The 18798-nt window shown below is 64.1% G+C and carries 13 protein-coding genes; 10 read left to right on the forward strand and 3 right to left on the reverse strand.

The window, feature by feature from the left end; translation table 11 throughout:
• The 5 genes from VFZ66_03360 to VFZ66_03380 all read left to right on the forward strand — a co-directional run.
• A partial coding sequence (locus VFZ66_03360; protein HEX6288197.1) for a hypothetical protein occupies positions 1-645 on the forward strand: 645 nt, incomplete at its 5' end.
• Positions 646-660: 15 nt separating this feature from the next.
• Positions 661-1464, forward strand: a complete 804-nt coding sequence (locus tag VFZ66_03365; protein ID HEX6288198.1) for a carbon-nitrogen hydrolase family protein — start codon at positions 661-663, stop codon at positions 1462-1464.
• 225 nt (positions 1465-1689) lie between these two features.
• On the forward strand, positions 1690-3000 hold the full coding sequence (locus tag VFZ66_03370; protein ID HEX6288199.1) for a HAMP domain-containing protein: 1311 nt from the start codon (positions 1690-1692) through the stop codon (positions 2998-3000).
• A gap of 134 nt (positions 3001-3134) precedes the next feature.
• A complete protein-coding gene (locus VFZ66_03375; protein ID HEX6288200.1) occupies positions 3135-3887 on the forward strand; it encodes a hypothetical protein in 753 nt (250 codons plus the stop codon).
• A 407-nt stretch (positions 3888-4294) separates the two neighbouring features.
• Positions 4295-5263, forward strand: coding sequence for an RIO1 family regulatory kinase/ATPase (locus VFZ66_03380; protein HEX6288201.1), 969 nt, complete (start codon positions 4295-4297; stop codon positions 5261-5263).
• Between the two features lie 170 nt (positions 5264-5433).
• Here the strand turns inward: VFZ66_03380 and VFZ66_03385 are convergent, their stop codons facing one another.
• A complete protein-coding gene (locus tag VFZ66_03385) occupies positions 5434-6216 on the reverse strand; it encodes a PASTA domain-containing protein (protein ID HEX6288202.1) in 783 nt (260 codons plus the stop codon).
• Positions 6217-6553: 337 nt separating this feature from the next.
• Between VFZ66_03385 and treS the strand changes: the two genes are divergently transcribed.
• Together treS and VFZ66_03395 are read left to right on the forward strand one after the other, a co-directional pair.
• Entirely contained in the window at positions 6554-9943 is a 3390-nt protein-coding gene (treS, locus tag VFZ66_03390; GenBank protein HEX6288203.1) for a maltose alpha-D-glucosyltransferase, read from the forward strand.
• A gap of 118 nt (positions 9944-10061) precedes the next feature.
• Positions 10062-10922 carry a potassium channel family protein gene (locus VFZ66_03395; protein HEX6288204.1) on the forward strand — a complete coding sequence of 287 codons (861 nt, stop codon included), beginning with the start codon at positions 10062-10064 and terminating at the stop codon, positions 10920-10922.
• Between the two features lie 362 nt (positions 10923-11284).
• Here the strand turns inward: VFZ66_03395 and VFZ66_03400 are convergent, their stop codons facing one another.
• Entirely contained in the window at positions 11285-13351 is a 2067-nt protein-coding gene (locus VFZ66_03400) for an FG-GAP-like repeat-containing protein (protein ID HEX6288205.1), read from the reverse strand.
• Between the two features lie 324 nt (positions 13352-13675).
• On the reverse strand, positions 13676-14212 hold the full coding sequence (locus VFZ66_03405; protein HEX6288206.1) for a DinB family protein: 537 nt from the start codon (positions 14210-14212) through the stop codon (positions 13676-13678).
• A 347-nt stretch (positions 14213-14559) separates the two neighbouring features.
• Here VFZ66_03405 and VFZ66_03410 point away from each other — a divergent pair, with 347 nt between their 5' ends.
• From VFZ66_03410 to VFZ66_03420, 3 genes are all read left to right on the forward strand, one after another.
• Positions 14560-15219, forward strand: coding sequence for a methyltransferase domain-containing protein (locus tag VFZ66_03410; protein ID HEX6288207.1), 660 nt, complete (start codon positions 14560-14562; stop codon positions 15217-15219).
• 102 nt (positions 15220-15321) lie between these two features.
• Positions 15322-16287: an aminoglycoside phosphotransferase family protein gene (locus VFZ66_03415; protein HEX6288208.1), complete on the forward strand. Its 966-nt coding sequence runs from the start codon at positions 15322-15324 to the stop codon at positions 16285-16287.
• Between the two features lie 759 nt (positions 16288-17046).
• Positions 17047-18798: condensation domain-containing protein (locus tag VFZ66_03420; protein ID HEX6288209.1), on the forward strand; the 1752-nt coding region annotated here is incomplete at its 3' end.

The raw sequence follows: 18798 nt of genomic DNA on the forward strand, positions 1-18798 counted from the left end.
CCGCCCGATTACTGTGTGGATCTCGCCACCGAGCGGTACATGGACTTCCGGAGGGACGGCATCTTCGGACGGCTCCTGAAGATCCACGGATCATTGAACTGGCTCTACTGCGAGCGCTGCAAGCGACTCGATCTGTTCGTATCCGAGGGCATGCGGACCGCAAAGGCGCTCGATGAGCTGTACTATTCGGTGCCATTCGACGATGCGTATAGCTGTCGCGGCACGCCGTGTCGCAATCGTCCGCGATGCGATGGCTTTGTGAGTCCGATCCTGATCACGCCGACGTACGTCAAGGATTACGAGAACCCGCATATCGAGCGCGTGTGGCGCGAGGCCGAGCGTGCGATGAAGGAGGCGGACAGGGCTGTGATCATCGGATACAGCTTACCGATCGATGATGTCGAGGTGGCGATGCTGTTCAAGCGCGGCCTTGATCACCTGCCACGCGAGCGCATCACGGTGGTCGAGTATGTCGACGGCGATATGCGCCTGCCTGCGGACGGACGAACACCGCTCGAAGAGCACCCGACGGGTCGGCGCTTCCGCTCGCTGTTCGGCGCTGACCTCGACTGGCATACCACGGGCTTTGAGGGCTGGCTCAACGAGCAGAAAGCGGCGCAGCGCTTCCCCTTCGCCGACGCCTGAGATCTGAGGTGCTCCATGATCATCGCCCTGGCATCGCCGTGTGTCGCCGCATCCCTTGAGGCGGGCCTGGACACGATCAAGCGGCTCGTATCCGAAGCGTCGGCCCACGGCGCGGAAATCGTATGCTTCCCTGAAGCCTATCTCCCAGGTCTGCGAGGACAGGATTTTGCAGTTGTGCCCTTTGATCGGACGCAGCAGGAGCGCGTCCTGCGGTCGGTAGCGCAGTGGGCACGCGCCTACAGGATTGCCACGATCCTTGGGATGGAGCGGATCACCGAGGCAGGTCGGCAGATCGTCGCCGTGGTGATCGATGCCCAGGGCCAGATTCAGGGATACCAGACCAAGAATCAGCTCGCTCCGAGCGAAGATCAGTTTTATGTGCCCGGACAAAACCGGCAGCTCTTCGAGATCAACCGGGTTAAGTTTGGCGTGGTGATTTGCCATGAGGGCTGGCGCTATCCAGAGACGGTGCGCTGGGCGGCGGTGCGGGGTGCTACCATCGTCTTTCATCCCCACCACACAGGGAGCGATCATCGAGGTGTCCGTCCCGCGCAGTGGGGCGCGGCCAGCAGCCCATACTACGAGAAGGCCATGATGCTGCGCAGCATCGAGAACACGATCTACTTTGCCAGTGTCAATTATGCGCTGCGCTTTCAAGAATCGGCGACCAGCCTGATCGCGCCGTCCGGCCAGTGCCAGGCGTATCTTCCATACGGCCAGGAGGGCGTCCTGGTGCAGGCGATCAACGTCGAGGAGGCGACTGGCTTGATCGCGGCGCGCTACGCTCCCGATCGGTATCAAGAACGCAAGCCGGAGTGAGCGTCCAGCGCCGCGCCGTGATGCGCTCCCATCGCGATAGATCCGCTACGTCCCCGCGTCGTGGCATCACCGATGCCTGTATGGCCTGAACCGTCGTGATCGCCAAATCCCCCGCTTAATAGCACCCTGCCAAATGTCAGCCAGTAGCTCCCCCCACCGGCCTATGGCGCCTCAACGCTGGCAGTTGGTACCCTTTGCCGACGATGAGACATCGAAAGGATACCCATGCCTCGCTCGCTCACCAGCAAAGTGACGTTCGGCTTCGGCCTGTTTCTTGCGCTCACGACTATCGCGGCAGCCTTCACGATCATTGGCACCATCCAGAGCCGCCGCGCCAGCACCCACCTTGTAGACTATACGCTTCAACACTACACGGAGAGTGATCACTTCGCTGCGTCTCTCAACACCGCGCTAGGCGAGAGCGATGCGTTTATGGAAGAGCGGGAAGGCGATGATTTGGAGGAGGCTCAGGCGGCGATGCAGGTTGCAGCGACACACCTTGCTGCCCTGGATCGGCTTACGGATGCTTCCAGCCGCAACGCCGATGAGCAGGACTATCGCCGCCTTCAGCAGCGCCGCGTGACCCTTATGGAACGAGCGCAGCAGCAGCTTGCTGCGCTGGCGGCGCTCCCGCCAAATCCCGATGTCGCGGCTCCCGACGACATCGAGGAGGCCCTGGACACCCTGATGACCGAAGCCGACGCGCTGCAAACGGCAACAGACGCGGTCCTTGCGCGCGACATCACCGCGACAAAGTCGCTCATCGATGGACGAAGCCAGTGGAATCTGATTACAACGTCGGTGCTCTATGCGCTGTTGATCCTGCTCAGTATCATCGCGCTGATGCTCCTGCGCCGCGTGATCGTCCGCCCGATCAACGAGCTCGCACGGGTGGCACAGCGGATAGCCGAGGGTAGGGATGATTGCAGCGTGGACATCACGAGTCGCGATGAGATTGGCAAGCTCCAGCAGGTCTTCAATCAGATGGCCGCGACGGTACGGCAACAGACGGACGCTCTCCAGCATCAGGTGGCTGTCGCGGAGGCGGCACGGCTGGAGGTCGAGCGCGCCCACATGGAAAGCACCGCACACATCACGCGCATCGAAGAGCAGCAGACCATTATCCGCAACTTAAGCGTCCCGATCTTGCCGCTGAGCCGCGACATGCTCGTGATGCCGCTTGTCGGCGAGATGAACGAGGAGCGCGTGTCGCTCATGCAATCGCAGGCGCTCGGAACGCTGGAACAAACAGGCGCGCGCCTGCTCCTGCTCGACATTACCGGCGTGCCCAGGATCGACAATATGGTCGCAGCGGGATTGGTTCGGATTGCCCAGGCCGCGCGCTTGCTGGGCACGGAGGTCATCTTAGTGGGGATCACGCCACACGTTGCGCAGACGCTGGCTAATCTTGACCTGTCGCTCGCCGGTATTCGCACGCTCAGCACATTGGAGAGCGGGATCGCACATGTCCTCAACAACACCGTACCCCCTGGAACACCGCGCGCCATGACACGCCTGCCGGGGCAGCCCGGTTGAGCCGGACGACCGGCGCCATCGGCGCATGCCGCTTCTGAGGACTCGTTGAGATCGCAGGCGCGATGACGAACCTATCGCAGTGCTCGGCCCTGATGTGGTACACTTTCGCATGACGTTCTCGCACGAGCACCGCGATGTTACTTGATGAATTACTGACGTACCTCTTCGATGGGCAGGCGCATCTCCTTGCAGCGCCGATGGCAACATGGCTATCTTCGTCACGTCGCTTTACCGCATTCGTCACTACCTTCCGCGCCAAAATCCGCAAGAAGCTGCGCGCCACGCAGGAGATCGAAAGCCTGCTCGATCTGCGGCTTGAGCTGGAAACGGCCTACCTGCTCCTTCAGGAGCGCTCCCTGAGCCTCGTGTACGAGCCGCCGCCGAGCGGACAGTTGCGCGGCCCGGATTTCGCCGTTACTTTTACCACCAGCACCCTTTTTATGGTCGAAGTCACCCGGCTACGCATGGTCCACGAGAGCACGCACGGTCCCTCCCAGGCACAGGAGCCAGCATTAACCTCGCAGCGCGCGCCGCTGGAGGATCGACTCGCCGATATGGTCTGCGGCAAATTAGGCCAATTGCTGCCGCAGCACACGAATATTCTCCTGATCAGCGTTGAGGCTCCGGGCCTTACCCAAGACGCCCTGCGCGCCGCAATGCGCTCCCTGCAACAGCGCGCGGAGCGCAACGATGCTATGGTTGTGCAACGGCATCGGTTTCGTGATCGCGCCGACTTCTTCCACCACTATCAGCGATTGAGCGAGCTGCTCGTGCGTGGGCCACACCTGCATCAGGGCGAGACTGTGATCGGTTGGGTCAATCCGCAGGCCAGGTATCCGCTACCCAGCAAGGTGCGCACGGCGCTCTACCGCAGCCACAGCGGGTAGTGCGTAGCGTGGAGCCAGGCGTTGGACGGATCGATGTGCCGCTTCATCCGCATCCGACGAGCTTCTCGCTCCGCACGCCGCGCACGCGCGCATCGGCTCAGTCGATCGTCGTATTGACAATCGCGCCGGGCTCTGCTATGGTTGCTGTACGATTATCGTTCTACCACAAGGAGGCGACATGATGACTGCCACTGTTGACAACCTGGTGTCGCCCATTCTCTCGCTAAACCGCAGGTAGCTTTCCCAAAGACCCTCCCCTTGCTGTTGAGCCGTGGGCGGCCCATGCTGGCGCTCATCGCTTCGTGCTGCCATAGAAGCCGTGAGCGTTCGCGCCCGCGGCGTTTTTGTGCCTGCCGCAGGCGCCTCGTGTTGGCAAACATCTCCTTATGCTGCGGAGGCATATCACTGTGAGCACCAACGACGAGACGTATCTCGATGATCTTGAGTTCTACGAAGAGCAGCTCAGCCGGTCACAGCGCGATCGGAAGGTCGCCAAGCGTAAGCAGAGCGCCCGCCCAGCGAGCGCTGCCGAGGTCGGCGGTTCGGCTGAGGCCGGGAGCCTCACGATGACCTACGTACCGGCGCGGTTCGAGGCCGAGTGGCTGCGGGCCTCGCTAGCGTCGTTCTACACCGACGAGCTGATCAGCGATGTGCTGGCGAGCGTCAAGGGCGGCAAGGAGGCCAGCGTCTACCGCTGCCAGGCCCAGCCGCATACCGGCGAGCTGCTGGCGGCGAAGGTCTACCGACCGCGCCAGTTCCGTAACCTGCGCAACGACAAGCTATACCGCGACGGACGCACGATCCGGACGCCCGACGGTCGTCCGGTCAAATCCACGGATGATCGCCTGATGCGGGCGCTGGGCAAGAAGACGGCGTTTGGCAAGCAGGTGTCGCACACGTCATGGCTGATGCACGAGTTCACGACGCTGGAGCGTCTCCACCAGCTCGGCGCGGCAGTGCCCAGGCCCGTCGCCGCCAACGACAATGCACTGCTGATGAGCTACCACGGCGATGCTTCGACGGCGGCGCCGACGATGAACGGCGTGCGGCTTGCAGCGCGCGAGGCGCAGCGGCTATTCGAGGAGGTGCTGCGCAACATCGAGCTGATGCTGGCGCAGGGGCTAATCCACGGCGACCTGTCGGCCTATAATATCCTGTACTGGGAGGGCAAGCTGACGATTATCGACTTCCCGCAGATCACCTACGCCGCAACCAACCGCAACGCCCGCGAGATCTTCGATCGCGATGTTACGCGGGTCTGCGAGTACTTTATCGCGCAGGGCGTGCGTGCGCAGCCTGAGCAGATCGCGGCGGACCTGTGGGAGCGCTACGTCGAGATCAGCCCCGACGAGAGCTTGAGTGCGGCGCCGATGTAAGGCCGATGCGCCCAGAGAGCGTACAGCGTCACGGTGCGCTGTACGCTGCCATCCGCCACTGGCTGGCAGCGACGCGCGGCGACGGTGAGGGGCGGCGCGCCCCACGACGCTACCGAAAGCACGCGCCTGGCAGTTCCCTCAGTCTGCCGTGCCATCCCGTCTGTGCCCTGCTATGCCTCGGATGGCGTATCATGACCCGGCGCATCGCCGGTAACGGTCAGATTCACCTCTTCCCCACGCGGTATCGGCGTGCCTGGCGGTGGCGTTTGCGCAACGACCGTGCCCGGCTGTGTTCCGGTATGCGGCGCGACGGTGGACACGTTCCCGACCGCCTGATCATGCGTGTGCAGCGTTGCTGCCGCCGTTGCGGGCGCCTGGCCCTGCACATCAGGTGTCGGCTGCTCGACCTTAAAGAGCTTCTGCACCTGCGCATCCAGCCAGATAAACACATCCTTTGCGCCGTAGCCTGCAAGCGCGCCAGCCGCGAAATTGGCGAGGGCCTGCGTGCTCCCGCTGCTGGTTTCTCCATTGCCCGCAAATACCGCCGTGCTGCTGTGGATCAGCGCATACACCAGCAGCGCGAGCGCGGCGCCCATCCAGGGCGCGGTGATGTACTTCCACACGTACCGCCCGGCAAAGGCATGGTGGTGAATCAGAAAGCTGCGGATGCCATTAACCAGGGAGCCGAGCGCACCGCCAATCACGGTGTAGGCAATCAGACGAAACGAGGGCGTGTCCATGCGCGCCCGATCGTAGCCCAGCCACGCGGGGAGCGAGTATGCCCCAATCCAGGTGTCAAACAACTGCCAGGCGACGACGACAAGCATCGCCAGCAAGTACACGACCGTGCAGATGGCAAGGGCCGTATCGCTGGTGATCTGGACGCTGTCCCGCACGCGCGTGAAGGAACGTCCAACTACCTGGCTCCTCGCGGAACGGAGCGCCTGTTCCATAGGGATCTCCTTTGCTAGTCCTGTGTCGAACCACTACGCCTAGAAAAGGATCACCGGCAGCGAGAATCTTGCACCAGAGGTATCACACGTGTTTTGCGCTATTTTGCGCTATTTTGCACTATGGAGCCAGGGACGCCGGTTGGCACGGACATCCGAAGCATCGGCGTGATACGTCGTGCTCATTACCCGCCACCGACCACCGCGCGCCACAGAACGTACGCCGTGCGATGGCATAGGCATTGCTTCTCACTGCATGATGGCGTGGTGACGTTGCCTGTTCCGCCCGCGGTCGCGGCCATCATCGGTGTTCACGCACAGCCTGGGAGGTACGCAACATATGAGTCAGCGCGTCGCACGTAGCACGAGGAACCAGGATCCCGTCTGGTACAAAGACGCCATTATCTATGAGCTCCACGTCCGGGCGTTTGCCGACAGCAACGACGATGGGATCGGTGACTTCTGCGGCTTAACGAGCAAGCTCGACTATCTCCAGGACCTGGGCGTGACGGCGCTCTGGCTGCTGCCGTTCTACCCGTCGCCGTTGCAGGACGACGGCTATGATATTGCGGACTACACCGATGTGCATCCATCGTACGGGACCCTGCGCGACTTCAAAGCCTTCCTGAAGGCGGCCCATGCGCGCGGCTTGAAGGTCATCACCGAGCTGGTGCTGAATCATACCTCAGCGCAGCATCCCTGGTTTCAGCGTGCCCGGCGTGCCAGGCCGGGAAGTCCCTGGCGCGACTTTTACGTCTGGAGTGACACGCCCGAGCGGTATCGCGACGCGCGGATCATCTTTCAGGATTTCGAGGGCTCAAACTGGACGTGGGACCCCGTCGCCAACGCCTACTACTGGCACCGCTTCTATGCGCACCAGCCCGACCTCAACTATGCGAACCCGCGCGTGCGCGCGGCGATCCGCCGGGTCGTCGACTTCTGGCTCCGGCTCGGCGTGGATGGGCTGCGGCTCGACGCGGTTCCCTACCTCTTCGAGCGGGAGGGCACGACGGGCGAGAACCTGCCCGAAACGCACGCGGCGCTCCGTCGGCTGCGGCGGCATATCGACGAGCACTTCCCGGCCCGCATGCTGCTGGCCGAGGCCAACCAGTGGCCGGAAGACGCGGTCGCCTACTTCGGCCAGGGCGACGAGTGCCACATGGCCTTCCACTTCCCGCTGATGCCCCGCCTGTTCATGGCGATCCGCCGCGAGGACCGCTTCCCGATCCTCGATATTCTGGCGCAGACACCGCCGATCCCGGACACCGCGCAGTGGGCGCTGTTCCTGCGCAATCACGACGAGCTGACGCTTGAGATGGTCACGGATACCGAGCGGGTCTATATGTACCGGACCTATGCCCGCGACGAGGCCGCGCGGATCAACCTGGGCATTCGCCGTCGGCTCGCGCCGCTGCTGCACAACAACCGCCGGAAAATCGAGCTGCTGCACGGCCTGCTCTGCTCGCTGCCGGGCACGCCGGTGCTCTACTACGGCGACGAGATCGGCATGGGCGACAACGTCTTTCTGGGCGACCGCAACGGCGTGCGGACGCCGATGCAGTGGAGCGCCGATCGCAATGCGGGCTTCTCCCGCGCCAATCCTCAGCAGCTCTACCTGCCGCTGATTGTGGATCATGAGTACCATCACGAAACGATCCATGTCGAAGCGCAGCAGAGCAACCCATCGTCGCTGCTCTCGTGGATGAAGCGCCTGCTGGCGCTACGCAAGCGCTACCCGGTGTTTGGACGCGGCCAGATCACCTTTCTCCGCCCCGACAACCGCAAGGTGCTGGCGTTTCTGCGCCACGATGAGCAGACGGCGATCCTGGTCGTCGCCAATCTATCGCGCTTCCTCCAGCATGTGGAGCTTGACCTCGCCGCGTTCGCGGACCGCTGCCCCGTCGAGCTCTTTGGCCGCACGACCTTTCCAGCGCTTGGCGAGCAGCCCTATCCACTCACCCTGGCACCGCACGCCTTCTGCTGGTTTGCACTGGAGCCACAGCCTGCCGCCCGGCCCGCCACGGCGGAGGACGAGGAGATTCCGACCATCACCTGGGACGGCGCGTGGGAGGATCTTGTGCGCGGTGATGGCCGGACGGCGCTGGAAGATGTGCTGCCGGCCTACCTCGTGGCGCGCAATTGGTTTTTCGGCAAGCATCGGACTATCCTGGGGACCTCCGTTCAGGAGCGCATTCCGATCCCGGTGGGCGACCGAAAAGCCTATCTCACGATCGTGCGCGTCCAGTATGCGGACGACGAATCGCAGACCTATCTCGTGCCGCTGGCCTGCCTGAGCGGCGGCGAGGCGCGCAGGCTGGTATCCCGCAGCGCGCACGCGGTCGTCGCGCGGCTGCGAGATACCAGCGGCGGCGATCAGGGCGTGCTCTACGACGCGATGTGGGACGAGGCCTTCGCCGCAGCGCTGCTCGACACGGTAGTCCACGGACGGCACTATCAGGGACTCACCGGGACGACCACCGTGACGCCACGGCCCAAGCTCCGGCGACGCCGCCGGGCCACGACGACCGGGCCGTCGATCACGACGCTCCACGCGACGCATAACAACACGGCGATCGTCTATGGCGACGAGCTGATCCTCAAGCTGATCCGCTGCCTGGATGACGGCGTGAACCCGGAGCTGGAGATCGGAGCTTTTCTGACCGAGCATCGCTTTCCTCACAGCCCCGCGATGCTGGGAGCGCTGGCGTATCATCAGAATCAGCATGAGCCGACGACTCTCGCCATCCTTCAGCCGTTCATCCCAAACCACGGCGAGCTGTGGGAAACGATGCAGACGCAATTGCGGGAGTATCTTGGTCGGGCCGCGCACCGCTCGTCGGTGGCGGACGATGGCCCGGTGACGGCTGCGGCGCTCCTTGCGCTCGCCGATCAGCAGCCGCCGACCGATGTGCGCGAGCTGATCGGCCCGTTTCTTGATCGGGTCCGGCTGCTGGGCCAGCGGACCGCCGAGCTGCATCTGGCGCTCGCCAGCGACCCGGAGGATGCCGACTTCGCCCCCCAGCCGTTCACGCCGCTGTATCAACGCGCGCTGTACCAATCCTTCCGGAGCGTGGTCAGCGAGGTCTTCGATGACCTGCGCAGGCGGCAGCCCGATCTCCCCACGAGCCTGCACACGGACATCCGCGCGCTGCTGGACGGCGAGCAGCGCCTGCTCGAGCGTCTCAAAGCCGTCACCGCCCGCAAGATCGATGCGGTTCGCATCCGGTGCCACGGGGATTATCATCTGGGGCAGGTGCTAGACACCGGGGATGATGTCGTGATCTTTGATTTCGAGGGCGAGTCGCGGCGGCCCGTGCTTGAGCGACGGCTGAAGCGGGCGGCGTTCGAGGATCTGGCCGGGATGCTCCGGTCGCTGTATGCGGCAACGACGACGGGCCTTGAGCACAAGCGGGAGCGTGCCCGTGGACAGTCTCAGCAGGCACGCCTCGACGGGCAGGCGCGCTGCTGGGTCCGCTGGGTGAGCGCCGCCTTCCTCCAGGGCTACCTGCACAGCGCAGGAGCGGCACCGTTTGTGCCCCAGGCGCGGGCGGATCAAATCCTGCTCCTGGATGGGCTATTGATCGAGAAGGCGCTGGATGCACTCGCTCGCACCCTGGACGAGCACCCGGAGCGGGTGCCCGGCGCGCTCCAGCAGTTGCGTGCGGTGCTGGGGACGGAGATTGACCAGGCAGCGCTGCGCGACCCGTCGCATGATGCCACGGTCGCGTGAGGACCCTGAACGTGCCATGGATCTGTGAGTGCGGGGCACGGCGCACGGGCCGCTGCCGACCGTCGCCCGCGATGGTTGCTCCACCCCACGCCGACACAGATAGGAATGACGGATGACGATGAGGGCGACACGGCGCGAACAGGCAGCGGCGCTGATCGCGCGGAGCCGGAAGAAGGTGTCGGAGGAGGAGCGCGTCGAGGTCTTAGACCAGCTCATCGATGTGTACGGCACGCTTGGCCCGGATGATACCGATCAGGCGCGCAGCGTGCGCCGGTCGTTTCTGCTCACGCTGGAGGACACGCCCCAGATTATTCAGCAGGAGCGCTTCTCGCGCTTCCTGGCGGAGCGCATCGAGCCGGAGGATTTTGCGGAGTTTCGCTGGCAATCCGCCGATGCCGTGATCGAGTACTGTGATCTGCTCTACAGCTTTCGCTTTCAGAGCGACGCCATGGCCGAGCACGTCCAGTCACTTGAGCGTAATCTGCTGCGCTATGCGCTCCAGCAGTACGAGCAGCAGCAGGCGTACGAGAAGATGTTTCAGCTTCTCAAGCTCGCCCCGACGCTTCCCGCGCTGACGGATGTGGAGCTTCAGCGGCTGCGCAACCGCGCGTACCTCTATGAGATGCGGCGCGTGCGGCGCTGGCGGCGCACGCTCATCGCCTACCTGCTGCTCCAGGTCATCCTGATTGTGGTCGTCTTTCCGCTGCTGTTCGTCTGGGCCGAAAGCGGCGTGATCCAGCAGCAGATCGAGTCCGCTGCCAGCGCGACGCTCCCGGACGAGGCGCAGCGCTCGTTCTCGTACTGGGACGGCCTGTACTGGGCGCTGATCACCGCCGCCTCGATCGGCTACGGCGATGTCACGCCGCTGACGACGCTCGGACGGGTGCTCGCCTCTGCCCTGGGCGTCATGGGCGTGGTGACGATCGGCGTGATTGCGGGGCTGATCTTGAACTGGCTCTCACCACGCCGGATCGATTGATGGCGTCATGAGCCACAGCAGGATGCGCCACGGATCATGGCGAGGCGATGGCAGAGCTTCGTCGGCCTTGCCAGCGCCTCGTACGCCCATCGGCTGCTGGACCCGTTCTTGCAGGCTCGGAGTGCGACGGGAGGAGTTAGGAGGACTTGTCAGGTGGATCCACTCTTAATCGCCGCCTTCTTCTTCTTCATCGTCCTACCCCTCTTCAACCTCGCCATGGACGATTGAAGCGACGCTGAAGGGAGCCTGGACACAGAGGTCGAGGTGGACAAGCTGGGCCTCTGTGCCAGGAGCGCGGCGCGAGCGTTTCGTTGGCCGCCGGGTGGCGCTGCTGCTTGACGCGGCCTGCGCTGGCGGCGCGGTCACTTCAGCGTTACGGCCCTCGTCGCCTCGCCGCCGAGGCTGCTCCGCACCGTGATGTTTTGCGGGTTGGACGCAAGCGAGAAATCTCCTCTGTAGCGCCCGTCGCCTTCATGACGCAGCGCGCCGATCAGGGTATTCGTCGATGTGATATAGACGTTTAATGCCGCGCTCGCATGGGAGCTGGTTGCTTCGACGCGCAGTTGCCGATTGCCGGATGCATATTCGGCAATTTGAATGGCGACGGTGTCGGCGGCTGGCGGCGGTGGTTGCACCGTCAGCGTCGCCGCTTTGCTCACACCCCCGTACGCGGCAGAGATAGCGACCGACGTTGATGCTGTTACCGTTTTAGTTGTCAGTGCAAAGGTCACGCTGGTTGTTCCGGCAGCGACCGTCACGCTTGCCGGAACCGTCGCGACAACGGTGTTGCTCATCGCAAGTGCCACGCTTGCCCCGCCCGACGGCGCAGCGCTGGTCAGCGTGACGGTGCCCTGCGCGGCGGCGCCACCCACGACACTCGTTGGGCTGAGCGTCAAGGTGGAGAGCGCCGCCGCGCCAGGTGGTGGGGGCGGCTCCTGCGCCGTGAACCTTCGTGTCACGGACCATGGCCCGGCCACGCCCGCCGAGTTGACGCCGCGCACGCGCCACCATAACCGCGTGGCGGGGAGCGAGCTCGCCGTAAACGTCGACGCGGTGACGCTCTGGCTGACGATCTGCGGCGCGGTGAATGTGCTCGAATCGTCGATCTGGATCGTGTAGCTGGCGGCCCCGGTCACGTCCGACCAGTCGAACGTGACGGGCTGCGCGACCGTCGCGTCGTGGGGCGGGCTTAGCAGCGTCGGCGCCTGCGGCGTAGGTGGCGGCACGGTGCCCGTCGTATTCCTGAGCATCACCAGGCCGCTGCTCGCGCCGACGAACTGGAGCGCGATGTCCGGCTTGCCGTCACGGTTGAAGTCCGCCGAGGCGAGCACGCCTCCACTCGTGCTCGAATTCGGGTCGGGCACCAGATACAGCACGGGTGGCTTAAAGGTACCGTCGCCGTTGCCGTCCAGGATCTCCATCCAGCCCTGGAGCCCCCATCCCAGGCTGAGCGCAAGGTCCTGAAAGCCGTCGCCGTTGTAGTCGGCGACAGCCTGATAATGGGGAATCCGTGTGCCGGGCTCGGTAATAATCATCGGCTGACGGAACGTGCCGTCACCGTTGCCCATGAGGATAACCGTCCGGCTCCCGTTGAGCGCAAAGGCCACTGCCAGGTCCTGCAATCCATCGCCGTTGAAATCGGCGGTATCGATGTCGGTGCCGTCGACGCCGATGTTGTTCTCCGGGATCGGCGTGATCGTCGGCTGCCGAATAAACGTGCCGTCGCCGACGCCGAGGAGGATGTAGACCTGGGATCTGTCGCCCGCGATCCCCAGATCTTTCCGGCCATCGCGGTTGAAGTCACCGACCACGATTTCGGCCATCCCGGTCCCGACATCGATCTCGCGCGCCGGTCGGAATGTGCCGTCACCTAATCCGAGCAAGACCGAGATCGTCCGGCTGACCACGCAGGGCGCGGTAAAGCAAGCTATTTGATGGGCGATGACGACATCGAGCCGCCCATCGTTGTCGAGGTCGGTGGCGACGACCACGGGCGAGTCAAAGCCAGAGGTGTTGGGCAGATTCACGGGCGGGTTGAACGTCCCGTCACCGTTGCCGGTGAGCAGGGAGAGGCTGATACGCGGATCGTTGATCGTGACGACAAGATCGAGCTTCCCGTCGCCGTTGAAATCGCCGGTCGCGAGGTCCTGCGCCTGAGCTGCCACCGGGTAATCGGCCCGCGCGCGGAGTGTCCCGTCGCCATTCCCCAGCATGACGGCTGCGGACTGTGCCCCCGACCCTGCCAGGTCCAGGTTGCCGTCGCCGTTGAAATCTCCGACGATGTGGGTATTTCCAAGCAGGGGGTAGTCTGTCCTGGCGAATGTCGCAGATTGGGCAAAGACGCCCTCGACGAAAAGCGACATCGCGAAGACAACCAGGAAGGTTAACGCAACCCGACGCGCTGTGCGATGGTGAGAGATGAAAGGCATCGTGGTAATCCTCTTGTCGAACGGGAACGACGTCGCAGCACCAGGCTGCGTTTTGCCAGATGGCCCCGACTGTGATCGGGATTATGAGAGTATACGTAGCCACGGGCCTGGATGCATCCTTCACCGTCTGGTCTTCATCCGTGAAACGCGCGTATCGACAGCTTCCCCCAGGGAGTATCACCAGCAACGTGGGTCCCAAACACAGCCTCGGTCGCGTCATGATCGAGCGCGGCGGCTCTCCCGTGGTGCCCGATCGCCGTGCCGCAACCTGTGCCAGCGTGGGCGCTGCCGCTCGTTCGAGCGCGGCAGCGCCCACGCCGCCGCTCACTCCCGATCCTGCACGATCGGCAGGTACGCGCGCCACGGCCCGACCGCTTCAGCGTAGACCTTCGCCATCGTCTGGACGATCTGCCCCACGTGATTCAGATCATGCACGACCCACGTGGCGAGCAACTGACCGAGCCGCACCTCCCCAAACTCGGGGTGCTGCCCCGTCCGAAGCAGATCCGCATGCGTCAGATTCATGCCCACAAGCGCAGCGACATTCGCCCGTCGAAGCTCAGCAAACCGCGTCAGCAGCTCATCCACGCTCGTGCCCTGGCTCTCGGCGGCGTGCGGCGTGCGGTCGAAGGGCGGGAACGGTCGCTGCTCACCTGCCAGAATGTGCCGCGCCCGCACGATCCAATTGGTGCGCTCCCCAACGATCAGGTGCGCAATGACGTCGTATGGCGACCACGTGCCGTCGCCTTCCGTCGCCCGCACCCACCGTTCAGGCACAGCCTCGATCAATGCACGCAGGCGTGCAGGCGTTCGATCGAGCATCGCCACCGTCTCGTCCAACCGGAATCCATCATCTTGCATCACGACGATCCTCCTTGCATACGATTCCGAAGCGCTGATGTCCTCGCGACGGGCCATCGGAGCGGCCTCGTGGCGGGCTTCAGCCCCGCCCAGAGGCCAGTATAGCTGACCACGGGCTAGACGACCACACACCCGGCTTGCGCAGCATCGGCGGAGGACGCGCGTCGGGTGCGGATGCCCGTCGTTGGACGCTGCTCTCAGGCTGCCGGTGCGTATTCCACACACCTCTGATAGAATACGTACGGGTCAACGAATATTGCTGCGTCATCGCTCGGAAGCGCCATCGTGGTTGTCCGCTCACCGCGCATCATTCCTCAGGCATGGGCATCGCAGCAAAGGAGGACCTGATGAAGCCGGAGGATCGCCGATCCCACAACCCACCGTATGCGCGGCTCATACCGCTCATGCTTCCGGTGGCGAATCCCCTGTTTCGACCGCTGCGCCTGCGCGCGGTTCAACGCCTCGCGCTGCACCCCGGCGCGCATGTCCTCGATGTCGGGTGTGGAGCCGGAAGCAGCTTTTCCTACCTGCGTGCCGCCGTGGGGCCAGATGGCCGCGTCGTTGGCGTGGACATCAGTCCGTATCTGGCGGCCAAAGCACGCCAGGTGATCGACCGCCAGGGATGGCACAATGTGCAGGTGATCGTCGCGGCAGCCGATGCCGTGCAGGTGGTCGATCGATTCGATGGCGTGCTGCTGTTTGCGGCGCATGAGGTCCTCACCGCGCCCGCCGCCCTCGACAACCTCCTGGCGCAAGTGAACGACCACGCGCGCGTGGTCGCCTTCGGCGCGAAGCAGGTGCCGACCCTGCCGGGCGCGCTGCTCAACCCGGCCTGGCGACTGGCGTCACGGACCTGGCTGGCGGGCGCAGCCCCGATCGATGCCCAGCCCTGGCGAATCCTCGCGCAGCGAATCACCAGCCTGGACGTTGAGGAGTACGGGTTTGGCGTGTTTTATCTCGTGTCGGGAACCGTCTCACTCACGCCTCACCGCAAGGAGGCGGCCTGACCGGGTGTTGGAGCCGGATCACCCACCCGTACCGGCGGACCCCGCCTCGCTCCGCTGCGCCCGTGCCCCGTTTGGTCGCCTGCGTGTGGTATCCTTTTGCCCATGAGTGAATCAGCGCTGCGCGCGCCGACCGAACAGGACGCCATGACCGTCGTCGAAGTGGTCATGCAGCGTCCGGCTCACCAGATCGAGCGCTTCCCGACGGGGCTGTGCCATTATGTCTATGATGTCGTGACCGACCATGGGCAGCGGGTCGTCGTCCGCCTGGCGCGCGCGGATACCGCGCCGCTCTTGCTTGGCGGTATCAACTGGTCGCGCGTGCTCCGTCCGCGCGGCGTGCCCTTACCCGCCCTGCTCCACGCGGATGCGACGGCCACGATTGTCCCGTTTGCCTTCATGCTGCTGGAGCATCTGCCTGGGGTCGACCTGGGCCGGGTCTACGCACAGATGTCACGGCAGCACAAGCGCGGCGTTGCGGCGGCCATCGTCCGCATCCAGCGGCTCGTCCACGCCTTACCGCCTGGCTCCGGCTACGGCTATGCCACCGCGCTCCAGACGGCGCTGCCGCACCAAAGCTGGACCGCACTTGTCGCGCAGACGCTCATCGACGCGCATCAGCACATTGCCCGGGTCGGCGTGGTCGACCTCCGCCACGTCGATCGGGTGGAGCGTCGGCTGCCACGGTTCAAAGCGTACCTCGACGCGGTCGCGCCCACCGCCTTCCTCGACGACACCACCACGAAGAACGTCCTCATCGACCGGGGCAGGGTCGCAGGCATCGTCGATGTGGACGTGGTCTGCTACGGCGATCCGCTCTGGACGGTCGCCTTGACGCAGATGGCCCTGCTGCAACAACGGCTGGATCTCGACTATATCGCGGCGTGGACGGAGCTGCTCAACCTCACGCGGGAACAGCAGCGCATCCTCCCCTTCTACACGGCGGTCTTCTGCATCGGCTTTTTGAGTGAGCTTGGCATAGCCCATAATCAAGCGTCTGCGGCGGCGGTGGAGGCAGCGAGGGTCGACCACCTCACGCGCATCCTCGATACGCTCCTTGAGGCATGCTGACCCGGCGAAGATCCGGATTGCCGCCTTCCAAGGTGTGACCAATGCTCAAGAGCATGCGACAGCGGGAGTACACCAGATCACGTATGCGCCGATCGAATCTTCCAATCCATTGAACCTCAAAGCCACTGGTGTGGTGTTAATAGGTGGGTATCAGAGCTAGACATATCCGTCGATTGAACCAAACAACATGCCTGACCATCCATGTCCTGATCACTGGTCGTCTGACACACGATCCAGAAGCTCTGCCTCATCTCCAACCGTCGGCTGATGAGCCGACCTGCGTGACGTACGTTCGCCACCGATACTGCTATCCGTGCAAGAGTTTCGGTTTGTAACGTTTTGGCTCCCATGAGGTTGAAGCCCTGCATCACCTGCGGTGCTTCGCTGCGGCTGAAACAGCAGGCAAGATTCTCGCGCCGGTAAGTCAATCGAGATACCTTTGTGTTCTCAGCCCAGAGCACGTCCATGTTCACATCTGCCGACTATCGTGCCCGGCACGGATACGCCCGGTCATGGCTCGGTTGCCTGTAGCTGATGCTGTTTCGGAATCAGTGAGGTATGCCGACGCCGAGGCCCAGCGCCGCTGGTTCCACTCGATCTTAAGCTGACGCAGCATGCGTCGCCTCCTCTCGATCGTCACGCTCACCGATGAAGCGCGTGGCTAGCCGTGCTTCAGCATTTCCGAGGAACCCTGATCACACATGTTGCCCACATCGCGCAGATCACCCATGCCCTTGATGTCACCGCCGGAGGATGTTCATGAATAGGCGAGAGGTCGAAGAATCATACCCGCTGGTGCCGCTCCAGCAGGGAATGCTGTTCAACCATCTGTATGCTCCGGACTCCGGAGTCGATATGATGCAGGTCGTCTGTGCGCTTCATGAAGATCTTCAGGTTGGCATGTTTCAGCGCGCCTGGGAGCATGTCGTTGCCCGCCATGCGATTCTGAGAACCTCGTTCCGCTGGACGGACGTACCAGAGCCGATCCAGAACGTGCATTCCCAGGTTGACCTGCCCTTTCTGGTCTACGATTGGCGCGGTCTGGGGCGTGAAGCGTGGCGCGCTGAGCTAGAAGCGTATATTCGCGCCGACCGGCTTCAGAGCTTTAAGCTGACGGAAGCGCCGCTGCTGCGGCTCTCGGTGTTTCAGATCGACGCGGCAGAGTACCGCTGCCTGCTCACCTTTCATCACATCATTCTGGATGGACGCTCGTTGCTCTTGCTGTTTCAAGAGGTGTTCGCCTGGTACGAAGCCCTGTGCCAGGGCCGGGTGCTGTCGCTGGCACAGCCGCGCCCGTACCACGAGTACGTTTCATGGGTGCGCCACAACGATATATCAGGTGCAGAGCTGTTCTGGAAAAACCTGCTCAAAGGCTTTACAGCACCTACCGCGCTGACGCTCGATCGCGCGCGTGAGCCATCTTCGACTGTGGCAGCAGGCTATGCCGATCACGAGACTCAGCTATCGCGCGAGCTGACAACGACGCTGACGCTGCTGGCGCAGCAGCACGAGCTGACCCTCAACACGGTGATCCAGGGCGCCTGGGCGCTCCTGCTCGCGAGCTACAGCGATCACGATGATATTGTGTTCGGCGCTACCCGGTCGTGCCGTCGCGCAACCGTGGACGGCGTCGAGTCGATGGTCGGGCTGTTCATCAATACGCTGCCGGTGCGCGCGCGCCTGGCGCCTGAGATGCCGCTGCTGGCGTGGCTGAAGGAGCTTCGGCGCCAGCATCTTGCCGTACGCGACTACCAGCATACGCCGCTGGCCCACGTGCAGCAATGGAGCGAGATTTCCACGGGTGCGCCGCTGTTCGAGAGCATTGTGGTCTTCGAGAACTTCTTGCTCGACTCAAAGCTCCGGTCGCAGGGCGGTAGCTGGAACAACCGCAAGGTGGAGCTACGACGACAGCCAAACTACCCGCTCTCGCTGTGTGTTTTTGCGGAGCCGCAGCTTGTGGTGAAGATCGTCTATGACCGGGCGCGCTTCGCGGCGGCAACGATCGAGCGGATGGGGAGCCACTTCACGACGCTGCTGGCCGGGATGGCCGCGCAGCCCGATGCCCCGCTCCGCGCCCTCGCCCTGCTCACCCCCGCCGAGCGCCAGCGCCTCCTGCCGCCCCCGCCTGCCCCCATGCCCGCGCTGCCCCTCGTCCCTGATCTCGTCGCCGCCCAGGCCGCCCGCACCCCCGACGCCCTCGCCCTCGCCGATGGGGCTACCACCCTGACCTACCGCCAGCTCGATACCCAGGCTAATCAGCTCGCTCATGCCCTGCGCGCCCGCGCCCTCCCCGCCGAGGCCGTCGTCGCCCTGCTGCTCCCCCGCGCCCCCGATTGGATCGTCGCCCAGCTCGCCATCCTCAAGGCCGGCGCCGCCTTCCTGCCGCTCGACCCCGCCGCCCCCGTCGCGCGCACCGCCCGCATGCTCCGCGCTGCCCAGGCCGCCCTGCTGCTCACCACCACCGCCGCCCTGCCCGCCGATCTGCCCGCCGACCTGCCCGCCGATCTGCCC

The organism is Herpetosiphonaceae bacterium, from assembly GCA_036374795.1.
In the GTDB taxonomy this organism is placed as follows: Bacteria; Chloroflexota; Chloroflexia; order Chloroflexales; family Kallotenuaceae; genus LB3-1.